This window comes from Nocardia arthritidis (assembly GCF_011801145.1).
Classification (GTDB): domain Bacteria; phylum Actinomycetota; class Actinomycetes; order Mycobacteriales; family Mycobacteriaceae; genus Nocardia; species Nocardia arthritidis_A.
Genome location: NZ_CP046172.1, coordinates 9269737 through 9291392, shown reverse-complemented (window position 1 = coordinate 9291392; position 21656 = coordinate 9269737). Strand labels below are relative to the sequence as shown.

Sequence of the window (21656 nt, the reverse complement as noted above, 5' to 3'; positions counted from 1 at the left end):
GGCCCGATCCACAGGTGGTCGGGGGACCGGTGGGTGGAAGATAGCCGACGGAGTTAGGCTCGGACATGTGACTTCCCATTACGACGTAGTCGTTCTCGGTGCCGGTCCTGGCGGTTACGTCGCCGCCATCCGCGCGGCACAACTCGGCCTCCGTACCGCGATCGTCGAGCAGAAGTACTGGGGCGGTGTGTGCCTCAACGTGGGCTGCATCCCTTCCAAGGCCCTGCTGCGCAACGCTGAGCTCGCACATATCTTCACCAAGGAAGCCAAGACGTTCGGCATCTCCGGTGACGTCAACTTCGACTTCGGCGCGGCGTTCGACCGCAGCCGCAAGGTCGCGGACGGCCGGGTCAAGGGCGTCCACTTCCTGATGAAGAAGAACAAGATCGACGAGTTCGACGGCAAGGGCACCTTCGTCGACGCGAACACCATCTCGGTCGCGCTGAACAGCGGCGGCACCGAGACCATCACGTTCGACAATGTGATCATCGCCGCGGGCACCGTCACCAAGCTGCTGCCCGGCACCTCGCTCAGCGCCAACGTGGTGACCTATGAGGAGCAGATCCTGACCCGGGATCTGCCGGGTTCGATCCTCATCGTCGGCGCGGGCGCGATCGGCATGGAATTCGCCTACGTGCTGAAGAACTACGGCGTCGACGTGCGCATCGTCGAATTCCTGGATCGTGCGCTGCCGAACGAGGACGCCGACGTCTCCAAGGAGATCACCAAGGCGTACAAGAAGCTGGGCATCACCATCACCACCGGTGCGGCCGTGCAGTCCATCGAGGACGACGGCGCCAAGGTGACCGTGTCCATCAAGGACAACAAGACCGGCGCACTGGAGACGGTGACGGTCGACAAGGTGCTGCAGGCGGTCGGCTTCGCCCCGCGCATCGACGGCTACGGCCTGGAGAACACCGGCGTCGCCACCGAGCGCGGCGCGATCGCGATCGACGACAATATGCGCACCAACGTGCCGAACATCTACGCGATCGGCGATGTCACCGGCAAGCTGCAGCTCGCGCACGTCGCCGAGGCGCAGGGCGTTGTCGCCGCCGAAACCATCGCGGGCGCGCCGACGGTGACGCTGGGCGACTACCGGATGATGCCGCGCGCCACCTTCTGCCAGCCGCAGGTCGCCAGCTTCGGCCTGACCGAGCAGCAGGCGCGCGACGAGGGCTACGACGTCAAGGTGGCCACCTTCCCGTTCACCGCGAACGGCAAGGCGCACGGCCTCGGCGACCCGACCGGTTTCGTCAAGCTGATCTCCGACGGCAAGTACGGTGAACTGCTCGGCGGCCACCTCATCGGTCCGGACGTCTCGGAGCTGCTGCCCGAGCTGACCCTGGCCCAGAAGTGGGACCTGACGGTGAACGAGCTCACCCGCAATGTGCACACTCACCCGACCCTCAGCGAGGCGCTGCAGGAGGCCTTCCACGGCCTCGCCGGGCATATGATCAACTTCTGAGCACGGCTCGATCGGGGCGGTGGCTCAACCGAAAAGGTTGGGCCGCCGCCCTTTTCGTTTACGGCAGCATTCCGTACGCGTGCGTCGGGGTGAACTTCACCAGCGCCCTGCGGTCTCGGACCATCGCGTTGCGGTATTCGTCCCAGTCCGGATGCTCACCGGAACCCGCGCGGTAGTAGGCGATCAATTCCTCGACCGTCGCGTCATCGGGGGCGGCGGCGACCGGCGTCAGCTCGACGGCGCCCTCCAGCACCGCGTACGCGTAGAAGTCCGCGCGGGTGACGTGCAGCGCGGCCCACGGGTCGCGCACCAGGTTGTGGTACTTGGCCCGGTCGGCGGTGATGGAGATGCGGATGATGCCGTCGTCGCCGACCACGTGCAGCACATTGGACAGCTGCGGGCGGCCGTTGCGGCGGATGGTGGTGAGCACCGAACGGCGCTGTTCGCGCGCGAAATCGAGTGCGGTCGTAATGTCCATGGCCGTATTCAACCGGCAGTGGCGGCCCGGCCTTCCCCGTTCGCCGTTGGCGTGTCCCGGGTATGGCGGAGGGCCGCGGCGCTCACCCGGTACATCACCCATTCGAGCGGGCCGCGGCCGACGAATCGGCGCCACAGCAGTGCGAACAGCGCGGCGATGACGATCGAGATCAGCAGGAAGCGCGGATCGTCCTCCGGCTCCCAGAGCGCGAGCGAAATGATGTGCGCGGCATAGACGGTGAGCGGCATCGATCCGATCGCATTGAGCGGCAACAGAATTCGATGCCGCGCCGGTGGAAGGTAGAGCAGCGCGCCGAGTATCGCCGCGGCGACACCGACCGAGCCGACGATCTCGAAGGTGGTTCCGGAATGCGGCTCGGCGTTCAGCAGAGTAGTGAAACCGGGATTCGGTGGCCGCGAAGTGCTGGAGAGCGATGATTCGTCTCCGGCGAGGTAACTCGCGTTGTCGGGGTTCCACAGCCAGGTGGCCAGCCATGCACACCCGTAGCCGAGGAGTGCGGCGGCTGATCCGCCCAACAGCAACAGTTTTCGGGTCGATTCCGCGCCCAGATCGCTGCGCCCGATAGCCAGGCCGACCAGGACGAACGCGACCCAGATAGCGGCGGGATAAACTCCGGTGATCCCAAGGTTGACGATTCCGCCTGTGGCACTTGCGCTTTCGGGCAGCACGCCGAGCAGCCACCACATCAGCACCGGTGTGACCGACGCCCAGACGGCCGCGGCGAGCAGCAGCCTGCGCGGCCGCCAGGTCAGCAACGGCACCGCGAGCACGAACATCACCGCGTAATACTCGAGGATCACCGCGGCGCTCGGCGCGGTGGCGGTGAGGATTCCGCCGAGCAGGAACAGCAGGCAGGCCCGCACGATGACGCGCAGCCGCGCCGCGATCAGATCCGGTCCGCTCGGCGGCCGGGTCCGCCCGGTCAGCAGCGCCAGCGAAACCCCGCCGAGCACCGCGAACAGGATCGACGACCGTCCCGAAACGACCGCGTACCAGTGGCCGGGATCGGTCCAGGTGAGGTCGGTGAGGTCGAGCGTATGCGCCGCGATCATCCCGATGACGGCGAGTCCGCGGGCGGTGTCGACGGCGGAGATCCGGGTGCGGTCGGCCGCGGGCCGCGACGTCGGTAGACGAGTTTCGACAGCCATGCCGAGCACTGTGCCCGAGCCGGGATTAAGGAATCGTGAGCGTCACTGCCGGTGGTAGGCAGCCTGGGCCGCGTGCACCTGGTCCATATTCTGTTCGACGACCACGATGAGCGCCTCCAGTCGTTCGGCCACCTGGGCGCCGAGATCGGTGAGGGTGTATTCGACGCGCGGCGGAATCGTCTCGTGCACCTCGCGGTGCACCATGCCGTCGCGTTCCAGGGCCTGCAAGGTCTGCGAGAGCATGCGTTCGCTCACACCGTCGACCCGGCGGCGCAGCGCGCTGAATCGGTAGGGGCCCTCGCGCAGCGCGACGAGGGCGAGGATGCCCCAGCGGCTGGCCACATTCTGCAATACCGGCCGTGACGTGCAGTTCTTTGCGAAAACGTCGGCTTCCAGCGCGGGGTCTTCGGCCTCGATCGGCAGGGTGCGCTGTGTGCTCATGACATCGATAGTACCCAACTTGACCAAAGTGGTTCCGGAATGCATAGTGCTTACGAATAGTTAGTACTAGTCGAACCGTCACAAATCTGGAGGATGTCATGACCGTCGCAGTCACCGGAGCCAGCGGGCAGCTGGGTCGCCTGGTCGTCGAGGCGCTGTTGCGCGAGGGAGTACAGCCGGTCGCGATCGTGCGCGATCCGGCGAAGGTGGCCGATCTGGCCGAGCGCGGCGTCGATGTCCGCCAGGCGAGCTACGACGACGCGGCCGCGCTGGATCGGGCGCTGGCCGGTGTCGATCGGCTGCTGCTCGTCTCGGGCAATGAATTCGGCGCCCGAGTGGCCCAGCACGCCAATGTGATTCGCGCCGCCGAGCGCGCCGGACTGGAGCTGCTGGTCTACACCAGTATTCCGAAGGCGACCGAGAACCCGCTGATCCTGGCGCAGGAACATATCGCCACCGAGGCCGAGCTCGCGAAAACCACTGTGCCGCACACGATTCTGCGTAACGGCTGGTACTGGGAGAACTACCTGGGCGGGCTCGCGCACGCCGTGCAGACCGGCGTGCTGCACGGTGCGGCCGGAACGGGCCGGGTGGCCGGCGCGGCGCGCGCCGACTTCGCCGACGCGGCGGCCAAGGTGCTCACCACCGACGGCCACGCGGGCCGGATCTACGAACTCGGCGGCGACCAGCGACTCACCTATGCCGAACTGGCGCAGGAGATTTCGCAGGCCGCGGGCAAGCAGGTGCGGTACGAGAACCTGTCCCAGGCCGATTATGCCGCCGCCCTGAAGGGTGCGGGGCTGCCGGATATGTACGCCGAGGCGCTCGCCGACGCCGACGCGGGCATCGACTCCGGAATCCTCGATGTGGACTCCGGTGATCTGCAGAAGCTGCTCGGCCGTCCGTCGACCCCGGCGGTCGAGGTGTTCCGCGCCGCGCTCGGCTGATTTCGATCGACGAAAACCGTTACACGGCAGCGAGGTTCCCGCATGGCGGGGGCCTCGCTGCCGTCGTTCGTGCGCATTGATCAAAACCCTGTACTATGTATGGTGTACATTGTACGGAGAATTTCCGAGTCGACCCGGCTTGCCGGGGAGGGTGAGGCATCGAATGCGCATTGTTGACAGCACCGTGTCGTTGACCGTGGACGACGTGGCCGCGACCAAAAAGTTCCTCGTCGACCTCTTCGGCTACGAAGAGGCCATCGCGGCAGACGGTTTCGTATCGTTGACCCACGCCGATCGAGCCGTCGGCATCGCCATCCACCGCCGCGGTCTGGAGGTCTTGCCCGAGGAGCAGCGCGACGTCGCGACCCGCGGTATGGCCCTTGCCTTCACCGTCGCCGATGTCGCCGCCGAGGAGGCTCGGCTGCGCGCGGCGGGCGCGAACATCACACTGCCGCTGATGGAGCAGCCATGGGGTGAAAAGCTGTTCCAGGCCACCGATCCCAACGGCATCGTGGTCGAAGTACTCGAATGGACCGAACCCGCGCCGCGGTAGCGCGGATTCCCGGGCCGAGGTGAGGAGGATGCGGTGGCGGGCGAGCCCAAGGAACGCAGCGGCTCCGGCGATCCGGTGCGCACGCTGGAATTGCTGTGGCGGGTCGAGCGGAATCCGAAATCCGGTCGCGGCCCCAAACAGCGCAGCAGCGTCGACGCGGTGATCGCCGCCGCCATCGGGATCGCCGACGCCGACGGCATCGGCGCGCTGACCATTCGGGCGGTGGCCGCGAAACTCGGGCTCACACCGATGTCCACCTACACCTATGTGCCGGGCAAGGCCGAGCTGGTGGATCTGATGCTGGACGCCGTCTACGGGGATATGCCGCGCGCGAGCATGGACGGAATGCCGTGGCGGGAGCGGGTCGCGCTGATCGCAGCGGCGAATCGCGCGCTGCTGACCCGGCATCCCTGGGTGGCCTACCTGCCGACCACCCGTCCGCCGCTCGGACCCGGTCTCGCCGCGAAATACGAATACGAGCTGCATGCCTTCGACGGCCTCGGCCTCGACGATGTCACCATGGACGCCGCGCTCACCCATGTGCTCGGCTTCGTGAATTCCGTCGCGCGCATCGCCATCGATTCCGCCGCCGCCGTCGCCGACAGCGCCATATCGGATCACCAGTGGTGGGAGCGGGCCGCGCCACTGCTCGCGGAGGTCGTGGATCCCGCGGCGTATCCGTTGGGCGCGCGGGTCGGCGCCGCGGCCGGAAAGGCGTACGGCGGCGCGTACAGCGCCGACCACGCATACGAGTTCGGATTGGGGTTGGTGCTGGACGGCCTCGAAAGGCTGATCGAAAAGCATTCCCCCGGAACGTAATCGGTTCTCGTCCGGGCGGAAAATAGTGGTGTGCGATCAGATTCCGTCGCGTTCGATGCGCAGCGCGGTGATGGTGGACGCCAAGCCCTCGTATTGATTGATCAGCAGCACGATTTCGATGAGCATGCGCTCGTCGTAGTGTGCGGCCAGCTCGGCCCAGGTGGCATCGTCGATATCCCGGGTGCCGACCAGTTGATCGACGGCGGTGAGCAGGGCGCGGTGTTTGGCCGACCATTCCGGGGCGGACGGGCCGGTGCGCAACCGCTCCAGTATCTCCTCGGTGACCCCGGCGCGCTTGCCGAGCCGGATGTGATGGTCCATCTCGTACGCGCATTCGCGCAGATGCGCGACGCGAATGATGACCAGTTCGGATTCGTGCCTCGGTAATCTGCCGCCCGGCATCAGCCTGCCGGAGAAATGCAACCAGCCGCGGAACAGGCCGCCGGTGCGGCCGAGCGTGCTGAACAGGTGCGCGTCGTCGGTGCCTATCGCGCGCGAAAGTACTTGCCACACAGCCCAATTGATCGGCCCGAGCTCACGGAGCCGGCCTGGAGCGATTCTTGGTTGCCGCGTCGAAACCATGTCAGTACGCCTCTTTCGCGTTCACCGCGCCTGCGCGCCGGACGAAATCACGTCGAGCGGCGGAGCGCCCGCCGCAGAACCGGAGCCTACCCGGTAGCCGGTGAATTACGAGCCGCCGAGGTTCGCGGCGGTCTGTCCGGCGGCTCCGCTCCGAATTACCCGCGCACACCGGAATTTCCATCGTTAGGATCAATTTCGTGAGTACACGGGTCACTCACCGGGGACGGGCCGACTCCGCAGCAGCCAAACCGCCGACAGCCGAGGCGTTTCTCGCTGCCTACAAGTCTGGCCGGAATACGCAGGGAGGCGGGCAAACATGCTCGTGCGGGTGAAGCCCGGAGCCGATATCTCCGGCGCGGAGCAGGAATTCGTCGACTGCCTGCGGAAATATCCCACTCCGGCCTTGGCGCTCACCGATCTGCGGGTCGGCGACAACCGAGGAACACGGCGGGTGGACGCGGTGGTGTTCACCCCCCGCGGGCTCACCGTATTGCATGTGCTCGGCTTCCGGCGCAGGCAGAGCGGCATTCTCAATATCGCCGCCGACGGCGCGTGGACGATCAGCGACACCCCGGCCGATCTGGACGACACCCGCACCGGCAGCCCCACCGACGAACTGGAGCAGTCCGTCTTCGAGGTGCGCAGCGCGCTCGAACGGGCGCTGCTCGATCCGGGACATGTATGCGGTGCGGTGGTGCTGGTGCCGTTCCGCGGTGTCGTGGTGCGGCCGGCCCGCACCAACCTGCGGCCGGGTCTGGATGTGGTGGTCGGCAATGTCTCCGACGCCACCGATCTGCGCATCTATCTCGAGGGTTTCTCCGCCGGACCGCGCAACTGGACCGCCGATCGCGTCGTCTCGGCGTGTAAAGCGTTGGGGCTCAGTAGCGATGCGCCTTCTCGCGATGAACTGCTCGCGGACGGATTCGAGACCGTCGCCCCCGAATCGCCGACTTCCATTGCGCGTGAGGTGAAACCGCGCGAACCTTCGACACCGCGACCGCCGTCCGATGCGCAGCGCATACTGTCCTGGCTGATCACCGCCGTCGCCGTGGTCGGAATTCTGATCCTGGTGGGCGTCGTCGCGGTGGCGCTGGCCACCGATACCGCCCATCCCGCGCCGGAGCGGACCAGCGTCGTGCCGAGCCCGACCCCGTCACCGGCGCCCTACCGGCCGGTCCAGTGCTGGCCGTTCCAACCCGGTTGCTGAATTCCGCAAACGCGCGGCGGCCTACGGTTGCGTAGCGGGATGACGGTGCGGCAGTCTTCGTTTGTACGACGTCAAAAACACCGAGGAGGACCCGTGGGTCACTACAAGGCGAACGTCCGGGATATCGAGTTCAACCTGTTCGAGGTGTTCGGGCTGGACAAGCTCCTCGATGCGGGTGCCTACGGTGATCTCGACTCCGACACCGTGCGGGAGATTCTGGCCGAGGTGAAGCGGCTGGCCGAGGGCCCGGTGGCCGACTCGTTCGCGGCGGCCGATCGCGAGCCGGTGGTCTTCCATCCGGAGACCCACTCCATCTCGGTGCCGGAACCGCTGCGCAAAACGGTCGAGGCGGTGCAGGAGGCGGGCTGGGTCCGGCTCGGCCTGCCCGAGGAAATGGGCGGCACGCCCGCGCCCAACGCCGTCGTCTGGGCGGTCAACGAGTTGATCACCTGCGCGAATCCGTCGGCCAGCTTCTTCAATATGGGCGCCGTGATGTCCGCGGTGCTCTTCGAGGTCGGCAACGAGCAGCAGAAGCATTGGGCCACAGCGGGTTTGGAGCGCGGCTGGCAGGGCACCATGGTGCTCACCGAGCCGGACGCCGGATCCGATGTCGGTGCGGGCCGCACCAAGGCGATTCAGCAGGAGGACGGCTCCTGGCATATCGAGGGCGTCAAGCGGTTCATCTCCGGCGCCGATGTCGGCGATACCGCCGAGAACGTCTTCCACCTGGTGCTGGCCCGCCCCGAGGGCGCCGGGCCGGGCACCAAGGGCCTATCGCTGTTCTATGTGCCGAAATTCCTCTTCGACCACGAAACGCTCGAATTGGGCGACCGCAACGGCGTTTACGTCACCAATGTCGAGCACAAGATGGGCCTGAAGTCCTCGCCCACCTGCGAACTCACCTTCGGCGGCGGCCCGGTGCCCGCCAAGGGCTGGCTGGTCGGCGATGTACACAACGGCATCGCGCAGATGTTCAAGGTGATCGAGAACGCCCGAATGATGGTCGGCGTCAAGTCTTCCGGCACGCTATCCACCGGTTACCTCAACGCGCTCGACTACGCCAAGCAGCGGGTGCAGGGCGCGGACCTGACCCAGATGGCCGATAAGGCCGCCCCGCGCGTCCCCATCACCCGCCACCCGGATGTGCGCCGCTCGCTGATCACGCAGAAGGCCTACGCCGAGGGCCTGCGCGCGGTGTACCTCTACACCGCCGCGCACCAGAACGCCGATGTGGCACAGCTGGTTTCGGGCGCGGATGCGGAATTGGCGCATCGGGTGGACGATCTGCTGCTGCCGATCGTGAAGGGCGTCGGCTCCGAGCGGGCCTATCAGCTGCTCACGGAATCGCTGCAGACGCTCGGCGGTTCGGGTTATCTGCAGGACTACCCGATCGAGCAGTACATCCGCGATGCGAAGATCGACTCGCTGTACGAGGGCACCACCGCCATCCAGGCGCAGGATTTCTTCTTCCGCAAGATCATTCGGGACAAGGGCGTCGCCATCGGGCACGTCACCGGACAGATCGGCGCCTTCCTGGAGACCAAGACCGGTCGCTTCGAGGCCGAGCGGGAGCTGCTGCGCACCGCCCTCGCCGACGTGCAGGCGATGGCGGCGACGTTGACCGGTTATCTGATGGCGGGCCAGCAGGATCCGAAGGAGCTGTACAAGGTCGGGCTCGGTTCGGTGCGATTCCTGCTCGCCGTCGGCGATCTGCTCATCGGGTGGCGGCTGCTGGTGCAGGCCGAGGTGGCCGCGACGGCGCTCGCGGCCGAGCCGGAGGCGAAGGACCGCGCCTTCTACAGCGGAAAGATCGCCGCCGCAAGCTTCTTCGCCAAGAACGTGCTGCCGGAGCTGGCCGCGGTCAAGGGCATTCTCGCGGCCATCGACAACGACATCATGAACCTGGACGAGGCGGCGTTCTAATCGCGCGAATAGCGTTATTCCGCAAGCAGTTTGAGCACGACCGGACGGGAAAGCGTGCCGGACACCCGGCGCGCCAACTGATTCGCGCTCGCACCCGCCGCATTGGCGGCGCGCAGTGCGGCGGCGAGCTCGTCGCGGGCCGCGTCGGCGGCGGCCTGGGCGAGGCGGAGTCGCTCCGCGGCGCTGTCGACCGCGCTGGTCATATCGTTGACCGGTGCGCTGTCGGCTTCCGAATCCGGCTCGGGTTCGGGTTCGGGTGAATTCGGGCTGTCCCCACCCTTCACGGGTGTGAACAGCTCCGGATCGCGCATGGCGGCCCTGGCGAATTCCTTCATGAATTCCCTGGTGGCCGCCTTGTCGTCGGCGCCGGGGCCGAGCAGTAGCCGGACCACCTGCGGTATCGCGAGATTCCAGTTGGACAGTCCGCACAGCGCGAGCAGCAGCAGTCCGCCGTTACCCGGGTCGACGCCGAATTGCTTGCTGGCGCTTGCGAACTTCTGCTGGTAGTGCCGGGCGCGCTTGCCATCGATATCGTGCGCTTCGTCGTCGCCGCGGTGCAGCGCCTCCCACAGCATCAGGCGCATCAGCTGTGGATGCTTGCTGTGGTAGTCGAAATGTTTGGCGACGTACTCACCGGGATCGGTCTCGGCCAACGGGTTGACCATCTCCATGAACTCATCGATGGTCTCGATCAGGATCACGTCGAACAGCTTGTCCTTGCTGCCGAACAGGCCGTAGATGCGCTCCTTGTTCACCCCTGCCGCCTCGGCTATCCGATCGACTCGCGCACCGGCCAGGCCGTATTGGGCGAATTCGTCGCGTGCGGCGCGCAGCAGCGCCTGCCGCGTCGCATCACTGCGCCGTGTGCTCGGCGCGGCCTCGGTGGTCATGGCATCGACATTACCATCGCCTAAACCAACTATTTGGTTGACAACCGAACGGTTGGAACCCTAATGTTCTCCGCATGGCAACGCAGGCAATCCGACTCCCGGCCGCACCGGCCGGAGTTCCCGGCACGAGCGCGGCACACCGCGCGCACACCGGCCGCACGCTACCCGTCCTCGTACTGTCCGCACTGCTGGCAACCGGTCAGATGTATGTCCCGATACCGCTTTTCAGCGCCATGAAGGCCGACTGGAATGTCGGCTCCGGCGTGATGACCTGGATCATCAGCGCCTTCGCCTTCGGCTACGCCGGCGGGTTCGTCCTGTTCGGCCCGCTCTCCGATCGCTATGGACACCGCCGGGTGCTGATGACCGGAATGCTGGTCGCCTCGGTGGTCACCCTGTTGACCGGTCTGGCGTTCAGCGCGCCGCTCGCGGTCGCGCTGCGAGTGGTGCAGGGGCTGGTCGTCGGGTCGATTCCGCCCGCGATCATGGCCTATGTCGCCACCCGGATCGCCCCGGCGCATCGCGCCGTGGTGACCATGTCGGTGGCCACCTCGTTCCTCGCCGCGACGGTGATCGCGCAGATCGTCTCGCAGACGGTGGTCGCCGCCTTCCCCTGGCGCGTCGTATTCATCGGCTCCGCAATCGTTTTCGCGGCACTTGCCCTCGCCCAGCGCGCGGTCATGCTGGACGACGTGCCGACCGGCACGGACAAACCGCTGCTGCACAGCTATGCCGCCATCCCGGCGGTGCTGCGGATCAGGGCGCTGCTGCCGATGCTGGCGGCGGGCGCGCTCAGCATGTCGGTAATGGTCGGCGTCTACACCGGCATCGAGCTCACCGGCCTGGTCAAGGGCTCCGGTGAACTGCTCACCCTGCGGGCGGGTGCACTGCCCGTCATGGTGGCGCTACCGCTGCTCGCCGTGCCGCTGTCCCGGCTGACGAAGCCGGCGCAGATCGTGCTCGGCGTGCTGGTGGCCGCCGCCGCGATGGTCGTCGCCACCTTCGAGGGCACGCACCTCGGAGTGCTGACCGTGCTGCTGGCCGTCATGGTCGGCGGGCTCGGCACCATCGGGCCCGCGGTGTTGCAGAGCGCGGGCGAGCTCGGTGGCGAATCCCGCGCCGCCGCAACCTCGGTCGCCATGTTCAGCTTCTACGTCGGCGCCACCGCCGGCCCGATCGTCGCGGCGGCCGCCGCCCCGCACGGCTTTTCGATCCTGGCCTGGACGCTGGCGCTGCTGTTGGTCGCGGCCTTCGCGCTGACACTGGTCGGCATGCGTCTGCAGCGGAGGGCGACACCGGCCGCCTGAGCCACCGGCCGAATACGGCTTGGTCGACGAATGACGAAGGCCCGCACCGGAACACAATTCCGGTGCGGGCCTTCGTCGTCGATGCCACCGTGGTCCGCGGACTGCTCGTGTCCGCCGTCATGCGGCTGCTCGGGACCGCCAACTGGTGGGCTCCCGCAGCGCCGCGTCGCCTGCATCGCAGGCTCGGGCTGCGGGAGACATGACGGCGTTCATCAGCAGTGGGGGTACAGGGCGTTACGCGGGTAGCAGCCCGGTATGGACGGCGGATCGGACCTCTGCGGTTCGATGTAGTCCCAGCGGTCCGGAATATCGGAATTGGGGATGGCCGCGCCGATTCCGTAGCCGATGAGGCCGCCGATCAAGGCTCCGCCCAAGAAGGTGACGATGACGAGCGGGCCACCCAGGATGCCGAGCATGCCGAGGGTGGCGCCGATGAAGCCGCCGAGGGCGGCCCCGCTCCAGGAGCTGCGCTCTTTGGGCGAGCTCTGGTGCCAGGTGCCGATCGGTTCGGCGGTGAGATGGGTGCCGGTCGCGTCGACCTGTGGCCGCAGGTCGACGGTGCCTTGCTCGAATTCGATGGTCAGCGGTACGCTCGCGACGACCGCGCCCGTCGGATCGGTGATGTTCAACGCGGATTCGGTCACCGTGAACGTGCCGCCGGACAGGTTGGCGGCCAGGCTCTTTCCGTCGGCGGATCGCGAGATCTCGAAGGCGACGCCGTGCTCGGCGCCGTGCACCGTATACGGAACCGCGTCGGTCGAGCCCGGTGCCGGGTCGGCATGCGCGACGCCTCCCGCGATGCCCATGGCCGCGATGGTGAAGATGGCCGCTGCGCCAATCTTCTTGACTCTCATGGTGATCCTCTGGTTCGACCGAATCATCGCCTGCGTGGGATCTATAAGAGACAGAAGTGTTTTCGGTCCCGCGCAAGCCAGGACAGTCTAGGCTGGCGGATCGACACGGCGAAATATACTCCGCGCACCACAATTTCGTGGGCACCAGAAGTCATGGCAGCCGATTGCCCGCGCGGATACCCGGCAGTCGGCGAGAATGCCCGGCGCGATGGAGATTTCGGTCACATAGGTGAGAAGACATGGGCGACAGCGAATTCGGCCGTCACGTCGATGTTCACTTCAGTACGTACGGCGAGACCGAACTGCGGTGCTCGCTGATATCCAGCTTTTTCCCCAGCGGTGGGAATGCCCGCTGTGGACAATTGGTCCGTTCGCAGACTCGGCAGCCCGCACCGATGAGAGTGGGCTGCACCTCGTCCAGGTCGAAACCGTCCGCGTAGACGACGCGACCCGCGTGGCGCAGCTCGCAGCCGAGCCCGATCGCGAAGATCTTGCTCGGCTGGCCGTAGCGGATGGCCCGGCGCTCGACGGTGCGGGCGACCCACAGATATTTGCGCCCGTCGGGCATCTGCGCGATCTGGGTCATGATCTTGCCCGGGTAGGCGAAGGTCTCGTACACATTCCACAGCGGGCAGGTGCCGCCGCTGGAGGAGAAGTGGAATCCGGTGGCGGACTGGCGTTTCGACATATTTCCGGCCCGGTCCACCCGCACGAAGGAAAAGGGGACGCCGCGCAACTTGGGCCGCTGCAGTGTCGAAAGCCGATGGCAGATGGTCTCGTAACTCTGGGTGAAGAAGGCCGAGAGTCGCTCGATGTCGTAGCGGAAATCCTCGGCCACCTCATGAAAATGCGTGTAGGGCAACACTGTTGCCGCGGCGAAATAGTTGGCGAGCCCGAGCATGGCCAGCTTGCGGGTGTCCTCGGAGACGAAATTGCCCTCCTCGACCAACTTTTCGAGCAGATCGCCGCATTCGAAATAAGCGAGTTCGGCGGCGAGTTTGAAGGTGCGCTGCCCGCCGGACAGGTGCGGTGCGATCTCCAGCTGCCTGGTGTCCCGGTCGTAGCGGTGCAGGACGCCCTCGCCGAGATCGATGCGCTCGACGATGCGCACCTCGTGCGCGCGCAGCCTGCGCGCGACCTCACTGCTCACATCGCCGCCGTGGAAACGGATGCGCGCGGTCAATTCCTCTGCGGCGGTATCCAATTCGTGAATGTAGTTCTGCCGCTGATAGAAGTAGTCGCGCACCTCCTCGTGCGGTTTGCTGATCGCGGCGCTGCCCGAGCCGTCGGCGAAACGATCCTCGGTGGCGGCGGCCAGCTGGGCGGAGGTGTTGCGGTAGCGCCGATGCATATTGACCATGGCGCGGGCCAGGCTGGGGTGGGCCGAGACCATATCCGCGATCTCCTGGGTATCGGCCTCGATGGCGAGCTCCTGATCCATCACGACCTCCTGGAGTTCGGCGATCAGCCGGGTGTCGTCCTGGGAGGAGAAGAAGGTCGCATCGACGCCGAATACCTCGCTGATGCGCAACAGCACCGGCACGGTGAGCGGGCGCACATCGTGTTCGATCTGGTTGAGGTAACTGGCCGAGATCTCCAGCTTCTGTGCCAGCGAGACCTGGCTCAGCCCGCGTTCGGTGCGCAGCTGCCGAAGCCGCGCCCCGACATATGTCTTGGCCATGCGACCAGTTTATGGAGACCTTCGCATACATGCCAATGGCCGATTAACACGCGAGGCGAGCAATGTGTCACACCGCCGGATTACCGTCGAGGCTGTGTTGTTCGCTGACGTGGTGCAAGCCTCGGAGAATGTGCGCGCGACCAGGTCACGCAAGGCGAAGATCGCCGCGCTGGCCGGGTTGCTGAGCGCGGCCGCGCCCGGCGAACTCGCCGCGGTGGTGGCCTGGGTGTCCGGCGAGCTCTTGCAGGGCCGGATCGGCACGGGCTGGCGCACCGTGGCCGGATTGGCACAGGAACCGGCCGCCGTTGCGACGCTGACGGTTTCGGCGGTCGACACGACGCTCACCGAGCTGGCCGCCGTATCGGGCACGGGTTCGGCGGCCCGCCGCAGGGAGCTGCTCGCCGAATTGTGGCGGGCGGCCACCGAGGCCGAGCAGGGATTCTTCATCCGCCTGCTGACCGGGGAGCTGCGACAGGGCGCGCTCACCGCGATCGTGGCCGAGGCGGTGGCCCAGGCCGCGGGCGTTCCGCTGGAGCTGGTGCGCCGGGCCTACATGCTCTCTGGTCAACTGCCGGTCACCGCGGTGGCCGCGATGAGCGGCGGCGCGGCGGCGCTCACCGAATTCCGGCTGACGGTCGGCAGGCCGATCCAGCCGATGCTGGCCTCGCCCGGCGCATCATTGGACGAGGCGCTGACCGAGCTCGCCGAGGTGATCGTCGAGCTCAAAATGGACGGCGCGCGAATACAGGTGCACCGCAACGACTCTCAGGTATGGGTATTCACCAGGACGCTGCGCGATATCACCGCGAGCGTGCCGGAGCTGGTGCGGTTGGTCGCGGAACTGGACTGCACCAGCGTGGTGTTGGACGGAGAGACGTTGGCGCTCAACGATTCCGGCCGCCCTCGCCCATTCCAGGAGACGATGAGCCGGTTCGCCGTGCTGGACCCGACCCTCATCCCACCGGGCGCAAGCACTACCCGAGATCTGTTGCTGCACCCCTATTTCTTCGACTGTCTGCACCTCGACGGGCAAGATCTGCTGGACGCGCCACTGCACGAGCGCCGTATCGCGCTGGCCAAGGTCGCCGCCGCGCACAGCATGCCCGCGCTGGTCCGGCCCGATGGCGAGGCCGCCGCCGAATATTTCGACGGTGCGCTGGCCGCCGGACACGAGGGTGTGATGATCAAATCGCTCACCGCGCCGTACGCGGCGGGCCGCCGCGGCCGTTCCTGGCAGAAGATCAAACCGACGCATACGCTCGACCTGCTGGTGCTCGGCGCCGAATGGGGTTACGGCCGCCGCACCGGTTTCCTGTCCAATCTGCATCTCGGCGCACGCGATCCGGAAACCGGTGAGCCGGTGATGGTCGGCAAAACCTTCAAGGGCCTCACCGATGAGCTATTGCGTTGGCAGACAGCGGAATTCCCGCTGCACGAACGTGCGCGTGACGAATACGCGGTCTACCTGCGCCCCGAACTGGTCGTGGAGATCGCCTTGGACGGCGTGCAGGTGAGCCCGCGCTATCCGGGCGGCGTCGCGCTGCGCTTCGCCCGGGTGGTTCGCTACCGCCCCGACAAGGATCCGGCCGATGTCGACACGATCGATGCGGTGCGTGCGCTGCTGCCGGGCGCTGGTTGAGCGAATTCCGCTGTGCCACTGTAAATATGGGCTCCATATTCCGCCGCGCTCCGATCACACTGCAATGGCGGTTGGTTCGGTTCTGGAGGGTTTCGGCGCGTGCGGAGTGTGAGGTGTCTGCGCGGCGCGCGGATGTTCGGGAGTTTCACGGCGGCCCTCGCCATCGCGGCCGCACTGCTCGCACCCGGTGCACATGCCGATCCGGTCGGTGAATTACTCAATCCCGCACGGATTCCCGCGGATATCCTGCCGACGCCGCTGGACGATCCCTTCTACTCGCCTCCGCTGGGATTCGAAAAGCTCGCTCCCGGAACGGTTCTCGCATCCCGTCCGGGTGGAACACCATCCGGCACGGTCCCGGTGACCTCGACCGAGCTGCTGCTGCGGTCCACCGACGCCAAGGACAATCCGGTGCCGGTGGTCGCGACATTGCTCGTCCCGGTCGCGCCGTGGCCGGGATCCGGTCCGCGCCCGCTGGTTTCGTACAACGCCGCGATCGACTCGCTCGGCAACAAATGCGCGCCCTCCTACAAGCTGCGGCAGGGTTCGTCCGACAAGATGTTCGAGACCAATATCTCCCTGGCCAAGGGATACGCGGTGGTGATTCCGGATCACGAGGGTCCTCGGCAGGCGTACGCCGCGGGCCGGATGGCCGGGCACGCGGTGCTCGACGCCATCCGCGCCGCGATCGGCACACCGGAACTCGGATTGCGTCCGGACGCGCCCGTCGTGGTCACCGGATATTCGGGCGGCGCCATCGCAAGCGGTTGGGCCGCCCAGCTCGCCCCCGAGTACGCGCCCGACGTGCACCTGGTCGGCGCGGCATTCGGCGGCGTGCCCGCCGATTTCGGCCTGCTGCTCGCCACGATGAACGGCAAGAACGCCGCATCGGGTGTCTTCCTGGCCGCGACCCTCGGCCTGGCCAGAGAGTATCCCGAGATGCTCGAGCTGATGAACGACAACGGCTGGCGGCTGGCCCGGCTCGGACGCGATATGTGTGTCAACGCGGAGGGCGTGCTCGGCGCGGTCGCGCCGCTGACGGTGCAGACGTTCACCGACCAGAAGGCGCCCACCGAGCTGCCGATGGTGCGGCGGATCCTGGCCGAGAACCGGTTGGGCGCGAGCGCGCCGACGGTGCCGGTATTCCTGTATCACGGCGCGAACGAATTCTGGATCCCGCTGGCCAGCGCGACCAACCTCTATCACGACTGGTGCGGGCAGGGCGCCCAGGTGCGTTTGGAGGTCTACCTCGGCGAACACTCGGTGGTCGGCCTCAGCGGCATTCCCGGGGCCACCGGCTGGATCGAGGATCGCTTCGCCGGAAAGCCCGCGCCGACGGGCTGTTCGAGCTTCGGGTTGTAAGAAGACGTTCATGCTAAAGCATGCCGATGTCTGCCCGGCATTGGGCAACCGTTTGGCAATCAATGAACGCGGTACCGCACACTGTAGGTGTGACCGGTGAACTACTTGTTCTATTGATCGTCATCATCACGGCACTCGCATTCGATTTCACCAACGGTTTTCACGACACCGCCAATGCGATGGCGACCTCCATCGCCACCGGTGCGCTGCCGCCCAAGGTGGCCGTCGCGTTGTCCGCGGTGCTCAATCTGTTGGGCGCCTTCCTCTCCGTCGCGGTCGCCGCGACCGTTGCCAAGGGCATCGTCCGGCTGGACGCGGTCCACGGACACGATCTGTTGATCATCGTGTTCGCCGGTCTGGTCGGCGGCATTCTCTGGAACCTGCTCACCTGGCTGTTCGGCCTGCCGTCGAGTTCGTCGCACGCGCTGTTCGGCGGGTTGATCGGCGCGACCATCGCCGCGCTCGGCTGGGGCGGGGTGATATGGGCGAAGGGCGCGGACGGGGTGGTGACCAAGATCATTCTGCCCGCCGTGCTCGCGCCGATCGTCGCCGCGCTGGTCTCGGCCATCGGCACCTGGGCGGTCTACCGGATCACCCGCCGCTCCGATCCGGAGAAGGTGAGCGAGGGTTTCCGCTGGGGTCAGATCGGTTCGGCCGCGCTGGTCTCGCTCGCGCACGGCACCAACGACGCGCAGAAGACCATGGGCGTCATCTTCCTGGCGCTGGTCGCGCACGGCACCCTCACCAAGAACGCCGATATGCCGCTGTGGGTGATGGCCGCCTGCGCCCTCGCCATCGCACTCGGCACCTACCTCGGCGGCTGGCGCATCATCCGCACGCTCGGCAAGGGTCTGGTCGAGATCGACTCACCGCAGGGCCTTGCCGCCGAGACCGCTTCGGCGGCAATCATTCTCAGCTCGGCGCACTTCGGCCTGCCGCTGTCGACCACGCAGACCGCCACCGGATCCATCCTCGGCACCGGCCTCGGCAAGGGCGCCGAGGTGCGCTGGGGCGTGATGGGCCGGATGACCGTCGCCTGGCTGCTCACCCTGCCGCTGGCCGGTATCGCGGGCGCGATCTGCTGGGCGCTGGCCCACTTCATCGGCGGGCTGCCCGGGGTGCTGGTGGTGTTCGCGCTGCTGATCGCGCTTTCGGCGGCGATCTATCTGCGTTCGCGGCGGGATCCGGTGAGCGGTGACAATGTCAACGAATGGCCGGCCGACACCGAATCCGTCGCCGAGCCGAAGCATTCGGCGCAGGTATAGGAGGCGCTGTGCACACGCTGATCACGAATCTGAACGCGCTGTGGAAGGTGATGCTCGCCGCGTTGGTGCTCGGCGCCGGACTGCCGATCATCTTCGCGTTCGGGGTGCGGCTGTGGACGGCCGCGGTCCCCGAAGGCGGTGCGGCGCAGCGCAATTACCCGGCGCTGGCCGGTGCGTTCGCCTGCTTCGCCGTGGTGATCGCGGCGATCGTCACCGGAATCCTCTACACCGCGAAGGCCTTCATCGCCGCGCGATTCGGTATCCACATGTTCGGACAGGGGTGATGCGGTGACTGAGCAGTCGAAGTTCGGGCAGCTGCGGCCGCGAGTGCTCAGCCGGGTGATCGGCTGGCTGCGAGCCGGATATCCGCAGGGCATCCCGCAATCGGACTATGTCGCGCTGTTCGCCGTGCTGCACCGGCATCTCACCGACTACGAGGTGGTCGCGATCGCCGAGGAGTTGGCCGACGGACGCGAGGAGGGCACGATAGGTCGCGACGAGATCGAACAGGCCATCGCCCGTTTCGCCAAGGAACAACCCGGCGAGGACGATGTCACTCGCGTCGCGTCACATCTGGCCGCCGGTGGCTGGCCGTTGGCGACACCACTGTCCGAAACCGACTGAAAAGCGTTCGCCTATGCCACCTTTCCTCAACGCGATCATCGATTGGCTGCGGGCCGGCTATCCGGAGGGCGTCCCGGAATCCGACTACGTCCCGCTGCTCGCGCTGCTGCGCAGGCGGCTGTCCGATGACGAAGTGCGCCAGATCGCCGAGGAACTGTGGTCCACCGGCGAGCATCCGATCGATAAGACCGATATCCAGGTGCTGATCACCAAGGTCACCAACGAGATGCCGTCCGAGCCGGATGTCGCACGGGTGCGGGCCCGGCTGGAGGCCAGGGCTTGGCCGCTCAACGAGTGAGGTGCTCCGGATAGAAGAAGGTGGCGTTCGGCCGGATCGAGACGCCCGGGATGTAGTCGTATGGGCGCTGCACCGAGATGGTCGGCGGGCCACCGGCCGGATCGCGCCATACGTGGATGGTCCAGTATCGACCGGTTGTCGGACCGAAGGCCGAGGTCGGCAGCGGTACCGGGTCGCCGCTGGACGCGCCGCGGTAGTGCTCCGGCGGCGGCTGCGGGGTGAAGGTCCAGTCGGGCAGCGCGTGCACGCCCTGTTCGTGTACGAACCAATCCAGTTGGCTCACACACAGATCGGGTGAGGTCGGCAGCGCGGCGGGGGTGTACGCGGTGTCGTGCTCCCAGCCGATGAGCTGATACGGGAATGCGGGCCGGTACGGGTCTTTCACATACGGAACCTGCGGATTCGGCCGGTAGAACAGTGCCGCCGGATTCCCGGAACGCACCTGCTGACCGATGAACGAATCCGCGCGTGCGATCGTGACACCGAGATTCACGAAGCTGGTGAGCATATTCGGCGGCACCGGATAGCCCAGCGCGGCCAAACCGGCCAGATCCGCCGGACCGCGCAGCGTTGTCAGGTTGCCGAGCCGGGCGAGCACCCGCGCCTCGTCTTGGCGCAGCGCGGCCGTGCGCGCCTCACCATCGCAAAAGCCTATGTCCGCGTTCGCTTTCGGCGGTATCGATGGCAGCGTGCACAGTGCCGCGACCGCAACCGCCCATCCGATCCGCGCGCTTCGCATGCGTTCGAATTATAGCTATGCGATATGAAATGCGGCGGAGGTGCCTGCGGTCCGCGTGTCGTGGCGGGTCGCGGTACTGAATCGGAAACATGATGGCAGATAACGGGTTTCGGGAATCCGCCACGGCCGGACACGCGCAGAGCGGTCGCGCGTGCCCGGCGCGGCGTTCCCGCGGGTGCCGAGATCAGTCGTAGTGATCATGGCTGGGGAGCCTGCGCAACCCCGCCGACACCTCGTAGGCCAGATCCTCGTAGCCGAGTGCCAGTTCGGCGAGGCGCTCCCACGCCGCGTGTATTACCCACTCGGGCGCTTCTTCGATGATCCGGTGCGCGGTCACCGAGTATTGGGCGAGCCGATCCACCACTGCGCCAACGCTTTCGGTATGCATATGCGCACCGCCGTACGGTAGCGGCAGTTCGCTGGCGACCCAGCGGTCGATGGCGTGCACCAGCCTGGCGCGGTGCTCGTCGATCGCAGCGGCGGCGCCAGGCCGAGCCTCCATGCGGCGTCGATGTAATCCCGCCAGAAAATAAGCGGATTCGAGCACGGGATGTCCGTTCACCGGCGCCGACCGGCATGCGGCGAGCAGTTGTTCCTTGGCTGGCAAAGGTTCCATCGGAATAACCCCCTGAAGCGAATTACCTTGCTGGACAAGCATTTCTGTTTGTGGTCGGGGCATATCGATCGCCCATGTGGGTCGATGACGGTTCGCTTCGCCCGCCATCGCGCTATCCGCTTGTCGAGGGGTTTCTTGTGGCCGGGCATCGGGGGCAGCCCGGTTCCGTGCGGTGATGTGTTGTAGATGCCTCCCTGCATCCAGGTGATCGGATTGCTCTATCGCACAAAGGTTTTGCTCTCGAGGCGTCCCCGATGAGCGCGCCGCCGTCAGCGGCGATGACGCCCGGGTGGGCGGGTGAACCGCTTGCGGCGCCGGTGTGGCCCTATCTCCCAGGGGCTTTCGGTTACCGCGAGGCCGATTGCCTCCAGCGCGGTGAGGCCCATGTGGCGAGCCAGGTCTTCCACCCACGCCGCCGCGTCGGCCGCCTGAATCGCGGCCGTTGCCTGCTCGGTGGACAGCATCCGGCCCCGCAGGTACGACACCACCCAGCGGTCATCGGCGACCCGGCGCGCCTGATGGGCCGTGTGGTCGCCCACCATCCACACTCGATCGATGACATGCACAGACATGAGAACCCCCTTGGACATCCCGCCGCCGTGCGGGCCCGGCAAGAGAGCTCCCGCCTGTGATGTGTGACACGCGAAGATTAGATTCCGGTCGATAGATACGTCAAGTTGACGTATCGACAAGGTGAAATCGGGGATCGACCTGCCGCGTAGTAGTTTCATCCCACGCACTGCCAGAGCTGGAAGGATCCATCGGACGATGGCACCACTCTCGCCAACGGTCGC

24 protein-coding genes are annotated in these 21656 nt (G+C 66.6%); 14 read left to right on the top strand and 10 right to left on the bottom strand.

Going from position 1 to position 21656, the window contains the following annotated elements:
* The first annotated feature begins 67 nt into the window (after positions 1–67).
* Positions 68–1468 (top strand): dihydrolipoyl dehydrogenase, encoded by a 1401-nt coding sequence (gene lpdA, locus F5544_RS42245; protein WP_167478314.1) that lies wholly within the window; start codon positions 68–70, stop codon positions 1466–1468.
* A 58-nt stretch (positions 1469–1526) separates the two neighbouring features.
* On the opposite strand, the gene F5544_RS42240 is transcribed toward lpdA, so the two are convergent.
* The 3 genes from F5544_RS42240 to F5544_RS42230 are packed head-to-tail and all read right to left on the bottom strand — an operon-like array spanning position 1527 to position 3556.
* Positions 1527–1946 (bottom strand): PPOX class F420-dependent oxidoreductase, encoded by a 420-nt coding sequence (locus tag F5544_RS42240; protein WP_167478313.1) that lies wholly within the window; start codon positions 1944–1946, stop codon positions 1527–1529.
* A gap of 8 nt (positions 1947–1954) precedes the next feature.
* On the bottom strand, positions 1955–3115 hold the full coding sequence (locus F5544_RS42235; RefSeq protein WP_167478312.1) for a heparan-alpha-glucosaminide N-acetyltransferase domain-containing protein: 1161 nt from the start codon (positions 3113–3115) through the stop codon (positions 1955–1957).
* Between the two features lie 42 nt (positions 3116–3157).
* Positions 3158–3556, bottom strand: a complete 399-nt coding sequence (locus F5544_RS42230) for a winged helix-turn-helix transcriptional regulator (RefSeq protein ID WP_167478311.1) — start codon at positions 3554–3556, stop codon at positions 3158–3160.
* A gap of 98 nt (positions 3557–3654) precedes the next feature.
* Between F5544_RS42230 and F5544_RS42225 the strand changes: the two genes are divergently transcribed.
* The 3 genes from F5544_RS42225 (at position 3655) to F5544_RS42215 (ending at position 5875) form a co-directional block, all read left to right on the top strand.
* Positions 3655–4503 carry an SDR family oxidoreductase gene (locus F5544_RS42225; protein WP_167478310.1) on the top strand — a complete coding sequence of 283 codons (849 nt, stop codon included), beginning with the start codon at positions 3655–3657 and terminating at the stop codon, positions 4501–4503.
* A gap of 163 nt (positions 4504–4666) precedes the next feature.
* Positions 4667–5056: a VOC family protein gene (locus F5544_RS42220; RefSeq protein ID WP_167478309.1), complete on the top strand. Its 390-nt coding sequence runs from the start codon at positions 4667–4669 to the stop codon at positions 5054–5056.
* Between the two features lie 33 nt (positions 5057–5089).
* Positions 5090–5875, top strand: coding sequence for a TetR/AcrR family transcriptional regulator C-terminal domain-containing protein (locus F5544_RS42215; protein WP_238846945.1), 786 nt, complete (start codon positions 5090–5092; stop codon positions 5873–5875).
* A gap of 36 nt (positions 5876–5911) precedes the next feature.
* Here the strand turns inward: F5544_RS42215 and F5544_RS42210 are convergent, their stop codons facing one another.
* Positions 5912–6457, bottom strand: a complete 546-nt coding sequence (locus tag F5544_RS42210; RefSeq protein WP_167478308.1) for a carboxymuconolactone decarboxylase family protein — start codon at positions 6455–6457, stop codon at positions 5912–5914.
* A gap of 316 nt (positions 6458–6773) precedes the next feature.
* Here F5544_RS42210 and F5544_RS42205 point away from each other — a divergent pair, with 316 nt between their 5' ends.
* A complete protein-coding gene (locus F5544_RS42205) occupies positions 6774–7664 on the top strand; it encodes a nuclease-related domain-containing protein (protein ID WP_167478307.1) in 891 nt (296 codons plus the stop codon).
* Positions 7665–7757: 93 nt separating this feature from the next.
* Complete coding sequence (locus F5544_RS42200; protein ID WP_167478306.1) at positions 7758–9587, top strand: acyl-CoA dehydrogenase; 1830 nt, start codon at positions 7758–7760, stop codon at positions 9585–9587.
* A gap of 14 nt (positions 9588–9601) precedes the next feature.
* Here the strand turns inward: F5544_RS42200 and F5544_RS42195 are convergent, their stop codons facing one another.
* Entirely contained in the window at positions 9602–10477 is an 876-nt protein-coding gene (locus tag F5544_RS42195; RefSeq protein WP_167478305.1) for a TetR/AcrR family transcriptional regulator, read from the bottom strand.
* 74 nt (positions 10478–10551) lie between these two features.
* On the opposite strand from F5544_RS42195, the gene F5544_RS42190 reads away from it, so the two are divergent.
* Positions 10552–11784 carry an MFS transporter gene (locus F5544_RS42190; RefSeq protein WP_167478304.1) on the top strand — a complete coding sequence of 411 codons (1233 nt, stop codon included), beginning with the start codon at positions 10552–10554 and terminating at the stop codon, positions 11782–11784.
* Positions 11785–11846: 62 nt separating this feature from the next.
* The gene (locus F5544_RS42185) at positions 11847–11987 is read left to right on the top strand and encodes a hypothetical protein (RefSeq protein ID WP_167471251.1); all 141 of its coding nucleotides are present in this window, start codon (positions 11847–11849) and stop codon (positions 11985–11987) included.
* A 9-nt stretch (positions 11988–11996) separates the two neighbouring features.
* On the opposite strand, the gene F5544_RS42180 is transcribed toward F5544_RS42185, so the two are convergent.
* Complete coding sequence (locus tag F5544_RS42180) at positions 11997–12638, bottom strand: hypothetical protein (protein ID WP_167478303.1); 642 nt, start codon at positions 12636–12638, stop codon at positions 11997–11999.
* Between the two features lie 274 nt (positions 12639–12912).
* Complete coding sequence (ramB, locus tag F5544_RS42175; RefSeq protein WP_167478302.1) at positions 12913–14319, bottom strand: acetate metabolism transcriptional regulator RamB; 1407 nt, start codon at positions 14317–14319, stop codon at positions 12913–12915.
* 94 nt (positions 14320–14413) lie between these two features.
* Here ramB and F5544_RS42170 point away from each other — a divergent pair, with 94 nt between their 5' ends.
* From F5544_RS42170 to F5544_RS42145, 6 genes are all read left to right on the top strand, one after another.
* Positions 14414–15958: an ATP-dependent DNA ligase gene (locus tag F5544_RS42170; protein ID WP_167478301.1), complete on the top strand. Its 1545-nt coding sequence runs from the start codon at positions 14414–14416 to the stop codon at positions 15956–15958.
* 99 nt (positions 15959–16057) lie between these two features.
* The gene (locus tag F5544_RS42165; RefSeq protein WP_238846944.1) at positions 16058–17320 is read left to right on the top strand and encodes a lipase family protein; all 1263 of its coding nucleotides are present in this window, start codon (positions 16058–16060) and stop codon (positions 17318–17320) included.
* A gap of 89 nt (positions 17321–17409) precedes the next feature.
* Positions 17410–18585 (top strand): inorganic phosphate transporter, encoded by a 1176-nt coding sequence (locus F5544_RS42160; protein ID WP_167478300.1) that lies wholly within the window; start codon positions 17410–17412, stop codon positions 18583–18585.
* An 8-nt stretch (positions 18586–18593) separates the two neighbouring features.
* Complete coding sequence (locus tag F5544_RS42155; RefSeq protein ID WP_174867520.1) at positions 18594–18869, top strand: hypothetical protein; 276 nt, start codon at positions 18594–18596, stop codon at positions 18867–18869.
* 4 nt (positions 18870–18873) lie between these two features.
* Positions 18874–19209: a DUF3349 domain-containing protein gene (locus F5544_RS42150; RefSeq protein ID WP_167478299.1), complete on the top strand. Its 336-nt coding sequence runs from the start codon at positions 18874–18876 to the stop codon at positions 19207–19209.
* A 13-nt stretch (positions 19210–19222) separates the two neighbouring features.
* Positions 19223–19507 carry a DUF3349 domain-containing protein gene (locus F5544_RS42145; protein WP_167478298.1) on the top strand — a complete coding sequence of 95 codons (285 nt, stop codon included), beginning with the start codon at positions 19223–19225 and terminating at the stop codon, positions 19505–19507.
* Here the strand turns inward: F5544_RS42145 and F5544_RS42140 are convergent.
* From F5544_RS42140 to F5544_RS42130, 3 genes are all read right to left on the bottom strand, one after another.
* The gene (locus tag F5544_RS42140; protein ID WP_167478297.1) at positions 19497–20246 is read right to left on the bottom strand and encodes a hypothetical protein; all 750 of its coding nucleotides are present in this window, start codon (positions 20244–20246) and stop codon (positions 19497–19499) included. The genes F5544_RS42145 and F5544_RS42140 overlap by 11 nt on opposite strands.
* Positions 20247–20430: 184 nt before the next feature.
* Positions 20431–20862: a DUF4254 domain-containing protein gene (locus F5544_RS42135; RefSeq protein ID WP_167478296.1), complete on the bottom strand. Its 432-nt coding sequence runs from the start codon at positions 20860–20862 to the stop codon at positions 20431–20433.
* A 269-nt stretch (positions 20863–21131) separates the two neighbouring features.
* Positions 21132–21434 carry a hypothetical protein gene (locus tag F5544_RS42130; protein ID WP_167478295.1) on the bottom strand — a complete coding sequence of 101 codons (303 nt, stop codon included), beginning with the start codon at positions 21432–21434 and terminating at the stop codon, positions 21132–21134.
* Between the last annotated feature and the right edge of the window lie 222 nt (positions 21435–21656).